The organism is Streptomyces sp. S3(2020) (assembly GCF_013044505.1).
Taxonomy (GTDB): Bacteria; Actinomycetota; Actinomycetes; order Streptomycetales; family Streptomycetaceae; genus Streptomyces.
Genome location: NZ_JABERD010000383.1, coordinates 1 through 4,861, shown reverse-complemented (window position 1 = coordinate 4,861; position 4,861 = coordinate 1). Strand labels below are relative to the sequence as shown.

The following is a 4,861-nucleotide window of genomic DNA, read 5'->3' as shown; positions in this document are numbered from 1 at the left end:
GTCGCCGGGTCCTCCCCGGCGGCCGGACCCTCCTCGCGGCGTACCCGGCGGGGGAGAGGCCCGTCCTCGTGCTCGCCGGCGGGGACGGGCGGGCGGGGGCCCGAGTCGTCCGTGGCCGCCGCCGGTGTGGTCGGTGCCGTCGGCTTCACCGCGGACGCCGCCAGCAGCAGCGACTGCGGGAGGGTCACCTCGGCCGTGACACCGCCGCCCGGGGTCCGGGACAGGGCCACGTCGATGTCCCAGCGGCGCGCCAGCGAGCCGACCACGAAGAGACCGAGCACCTTCGAGGGCACCAGGTCGAGCCGTTCACGGCGGACGATACGGGCGTTCTCCTCGTCGAGCCGCTCGGGATCCATGCCCAGACCGTGGTCGGCGACCACGATCGCCGCGCCGTCGGTCGAGTTCTGCACGAACACCTCGACGGGGCTGTCCGCGGGCGAGAACGACACGGCGTTCTCCACGAGTTCGGCCACCATCAGGGTCAGGTCGCCGATGATGTCGGGCGCCACCGCGACCTCGGTCCGGGCCAGCAGCTGGACCCGCTGGAAGCCCTCGATCTGGCCGAGCGCCGCCCGTACGACATTGGTCAGCGCGATCGGCCCGGCGTCCAGGACGGTCTCGCGGATACCGGCGAGCAGCATCAGGCTGTCGGCGTTGCGGCGCAGCCGGACGGCGATGTGGTCGATGCTGTAGAGGCGTTCGAGGATCTCGGGGTCGGTCTCGCCGCGCTCCACCGCGTCGATCAGGGCCAGCTGCCGGGTGGTGAGGTTGCTGACCCGGCGGCCGACGTTGCCGAACATCTCGGCGACGTTGCGGCGGCTGAGCACCTGACGCTCCAGGAGGGCGACCGCGGTGGTCTGCACATGGTTGAAGGCCTCGGCGAGGTCGCCGATCTCGTCGCGCGCGGTGGCCGGCATCTCCCGCAGCCGCGCCGGGCTGTCGTCCTCGGCGTCGTCGTCGGCGACCCGGGCGAGCTCGCGCTCGGCGTCCTCGGCCACCTGCTGGGCGGCCTGGGTCAGGGCCTGCACCGGGCGGACCACGGAGCGGCGCACGACCACCGAGAACGCCAGCCAGACGACGAAGCCGAGCAGGGCGAGACCCAGCAGCAGGACGGCGTTGCGCAGGGCGTCGTCGGAGGCGCGCTCGGCGCGGTCGGCGATCTGGTCGATCAGCGAGGTGGTGATCCCCAGCCGGATCGCGGCCTGCTTGCGGTAGGCGGGGTACGAGTCGAGCGCCGTCTCGAACTTCTGGCGGATCTCGGCGGGGGAGTCGGCCTGAAGGGAGCTGGGGTCGATCTGCAACTCGGCGTACTGCCGGTTGATCGCGGCCTGCGGGGTGTTGTGCTCGATCCCGGCGAGCTGCTCCGCCTGCGCGTCGGTGGCGAACCGCGCGAACCGGTCGACCTGGTGGGTGTACTCGTCGTAGGAGCCGACCGCGCCGATGAACTCGATGAGCGCGTTCGAGTCACCGGTGGTCGCGGAGAACACGCCGGTCTCGAAGGCGCTGTGGGCGGCGTCGGCGCGCAGCAGCGAGTCGAGCAGGTTGCCGGTGAAGGTGGTCGCCAGGGCCGAGTTGCGGTCGAGGCCGAGCCCGTCGATCAGGCCCGTGGCGGCATTGGCGTAGGCGGGGTCGATGTTGTCGGCGGGCAGATACGCCTGCTCGATGGTGTTGCGCAGGCTCTCCAGGCCATCGATCTCCCGCAGGGCCCGGGCCTCGTCCTCGGGGAGCCGGTCGCCGAAGGCCTTGCGGACCTCCTTGACCTGGTTGTCCACCGCCAACTGAGCCTTGCGGTACGGGGTCTGGGAGGGGGTGCCGCCGTCGTTGGTGGCCTCGTGCCGCACGGAGAGCAGGATGGCCTGCTGGTGCTCGGCCTCCAGCCGGTCCACCAGGGTGGCGACCTCGGTGCTGGTGCGCACGAGCCGTGCCGCGTCGGCCGCCTCCGAGGACTGCTGGACCTGGTCGGTGATGAGGTAGGCGAGCAGGACCGCGACCACCGTCAGCGGCACGCCGACCAGCACGTTGAGCTTGTGCCGGAACGGCCGGCGATCGGCGAAGCCTCGTATGCCACCCGGCGCCGAGGGCGGTGCCGTCTCGCTCGTGGACACCAGGCCTCCTTCATGGGGGATGACGGCGCGCGAAGACCTCACGTGACCGATTCTGATCGTGTCGAAAGGTGCGGAACCGCACCAATGGGGCACCGGCACGCCAGTGTGTCCGAACGCCAACGACCCGGAGACTACCGTCTCTTCGGAGGACCGATCATGCCACCCTGAGTCAAGAATCCATTACAACGGGACGGCTCCCGGACGACGGACCTCCGGCGGCTTTTCACAACCGGTCGCGCATTGACGCCAATTGGTGACCGGAGCGCACTTGACGATGCGAGAACCGGCTGGATTGGATCAGTGTCAGAGCTTGTTTCTCATCAGCCCTCACAGTCCGGAACGGGAATCGTGACTTCCAACGCCCCACGCAGCAGGTCCATCCGGAAGCATCCCGGCGTAGCCGGCGTCGCGCTCGCCGCCACCGCGGCCCTGCTGGCGGGATGCGGTTCCTCGGACGACGCCTCCGACCCGCTCAAGGAGGACAAGGGGAGCGGCAGCGGCGACACCGTCGTCGTCGGCTCCAACAACTTCGCCGAGAGCATCCTCCTCGCCGACATCTACGGCGAGGCCCTCAAGGCCAAGGGCATCAAGGTCAGCTACAAGCCCAACATCGGCAGCCGCGAGACCACTTACGGCCTGCTGAAGAACGGCTCCATCACCGTCCTGCCCGAGTACAACGGCTCGCTGCTGGCCTACCTCGACCCCAAGGCCGAGCAGAAGTCGGCCGACGCGGTGAACGCCGCGGTCAAGACGAAGCTCGACAGCACGCTGACCCTCCTGGAGTCCTCGCCCGCCGAGGACAAGGACTCCGTCAGCATCAACGCGGCGACCGCGAAGAAGTACAGCCTCACCGCCGAGTCCACGCTCGCCGACCTCAAGGACGCCGCGCCCGAGCTGGTCATCGGCGGTTCGCCCGAGTTCCAGACCCGGCAGCAGGGTCTGCTCGGCCTGAAGTCCGTGTACGGCCTGGAGTTCAAGTCCTTCAAGGCGCTCGACGCGGGCGGCCCGCTGACCCAGGCGGCGCTGACGAAGAACACCGTGCAGGCCGCGGACATCTTCACCACCGACCCGACCATCACCAAGGAGAAGTTCGTCGTCCTGAAGGACCCGGAGAACCTCTTCGGCTTCGCGAACGTGACCCCGCTGGCCTACAAGTCCGGCCTCTCCCAGGAGGGCGTGGACGCGCTGAACGCGGTCTCCGCCAAGCTGGACACCGTGACGCTCCTGGACCTCGACTCCCAGGTGCAGCTCGACAACAAGGACCCGCTGGACGTCGCCAAGGCCTGGCTGAAGTCGGCCGGACTGTCCTGACGCCCCACCCCTGACGAACCGACGCGGGTGTTCTCCGGAACGGAGAGCGCCCGCGTCGTCCTATCCCACCGCCGAGGCGATCAACTGGTCGATGAGCGCGATCAGTACGTCCCGGGAGGACTCGCGGTCGCGGGCGTCGCAGAGCAGGACCTGGACATGGTCCGGCAGGGCGAGCGCGTCACGGATCTCGTCGGGCGGGTAGGGGTGGTCGCCGTGGAAGCCGTTCACGCCGACGACGAAGGGGATGCCCCGGCGTTCGAAGAAGTCGATCGCGGCGAAGCTGGAATCCGGGCGGCGGACGTCGACGAGGACGACGGCACCCAGGGCACCCAGCGCCAGGTCGTTCCACATGAACCAGAACCGCTGCTGGCCCGGGGTGCCGAAGAGGTAGAGGATCAGATCCCGGCTGATGGTGATCCGGCCGAAGTCCAGGGCCACGGTGGTGGCCTTCTTCTCCTCGATGCCGTCGAGGTCGTCGATGCCCAGACCTGTCACGGTCAGCGGTTCCTCGGTGCGCAGCGGGGCGATCTCGCTGACCGAGCCGACCATGGTCGTCTTGCCGACGCCGAATCCACCCGCGATCAGGATCTTGACCGTGTCGGGTGCCGGCCGGGCGATGGTGTCAGAGTCGGCCAAGGCCGTCCCTCACTTTCTGCAGCAGGTCCAGGTCGACGGTGGCGGCGACCGGGTGCGGCGGGTGAACCGTGATGCGGCCCGCCTCCAGCAGGTCGCAGAGCATGATGACGATCACGCTCATAGGAAGGTCGAGCAGCGCGGCGAGCTCCGCGACGGCGATCGGCTCGGCACACCGGCGCAGGATGCGCTGATGCTCCGGCTGCGGGCGGGGGGCCCGGGCCGGCGGCGGGTCCACCGCGGTCACCGTCGAGATGAGGGTGAAGTCGGCGCGGCTCGGGCGGGTACGTCCGCCGGTCAGTGCGAACGGCCGTACCAGACGGCCCGCCGTGTCGCCTCCGCTCACCTCACGCGCCGGAGTCGGCGGTGGGGCCGACGCCTGCCCGCGGTGCGGCGCTGAGGTGCTCGCCGATCTTCTTCACCAGCATGTTCATCTGGTACGCGACCACCCCGACATCGGCGCCCTGGTTGGTCAGGACGACGAGGTGGGCGCCGGGGCCGGCGGAGGTGAGGATCAGATAGCTGTGCGCCATCTCGATCAGCGCCTGGCGCACCGGGCCGCCGCGGAAGTCCATGCTGACGCCCTTGCTCAGGCTCATGAGCCCGGACGCGGTCGCGGCCAGCCGCTCGGCGTCGTCACGCAGGAACCCGGTCGACTTGCTGACGACCAGCCCGTCCTCGGACAGCACGACGGCGTGGTTCACCTCGGCGACCCGCTCCACGAGTCCGGTCAGCAGCTGGTCCAGCTGGGTATGGGTGGCGGGGGTGGGGCGTGTCATGGGGCGTCCTTCGTCGGCGGGCGGGGCGGCGGG

The 4,861-nt window shown here is 69.9% G+C and carries 5 protein-coding genes; 1 reads left to right on the top strand and 4 read right to left on the bottom strand.

Annotated elements, in window-relative coordinates:
- The coding region (locus HLK59_RS48140) for an ATP-binding protein (RefSeq protein WP_171148013.1) at positions 1-2,105 on the bottom strand (2,105 nt) is incomplete at its 3' end.
- Between the two features lie 348 nt (positions 2,106-2,453).
- Here HLK59_RS48140 and HLK59_RS48135 point away from each other — a divergent pair.
- On the top strand, positions 2,454-3,416 hold the full coding sequence (locus HLK59_RS48135; RefSeq protein WP_171148012.1) for an ABC transporter substrate-binding protein: 963 nt from the start codon (positions 2,454-2,456) through the stop codon (positions 3,414-3,416).
- Positions 3,417-3,476: 60 nt separating this feature from the next.
- On the opposite strand, the gene HLK59_RS48130 is transcribed toward HLK59_RS48135, so the two are convergent.
- The 3 genes from HLK59_RS48130 to HLK59_RS48120 are packed head-to-tail and all read right to left on the bottom strand — an operon-like array spanning position 3,477 to position 4,828.
- The gene (locus tag HLK59_RS48130) at positions 3,477-4,052 is read right to left on the bottom strand and encodes an ATP/GTP-binding protein (protein ID WP_171148011.1); all 576 of its coding nucleotides are present in this window, start codon (positions 4,050-4,052) and stop codon (positions 3,477-3,479) included.
- The gene (locus tag HLK59_RS48125) at positions 4,039-4,395 is read right to left on the bottom strand and encodes a DUF742 domain-containing protein (protein ID WP_171148010.1); all 357 of its coding nucleotides are present in this window, start codon (positions 4,393-4,395) and stop codon (positions 4,039-4,041) included. Before HLK59_RS48125 ends, HLK59_RS48130 begins: the two co-directional genes overlap by 14 nt.
- Before the next feature lies 1 nt (position 4,396).
- Positions 4,397-4,828 (bottom strand): roadblock/LC7 domain-containing protein, encoded by a 432-nt coding sequence (locus HLK59_RS48120; RefSeq protein WP_046263356.1) that lies wholly within the window; start codon positions 4,826-4,828, stop codon positions 4,397-4,399.
- Positions 4,829-4,861: the final 33 nt, after the last annotated feature.

Bases quoted from the DNA above. Each gene is read 5' to 3' on its own strand.
- HLK59_RS48120 (WP_046263356.1), bottom strand. From the start codon at position 4,828: ATGACACGCCCCACCCCCGCCACCCATACCCAGCTGGACCAGCTGCTG.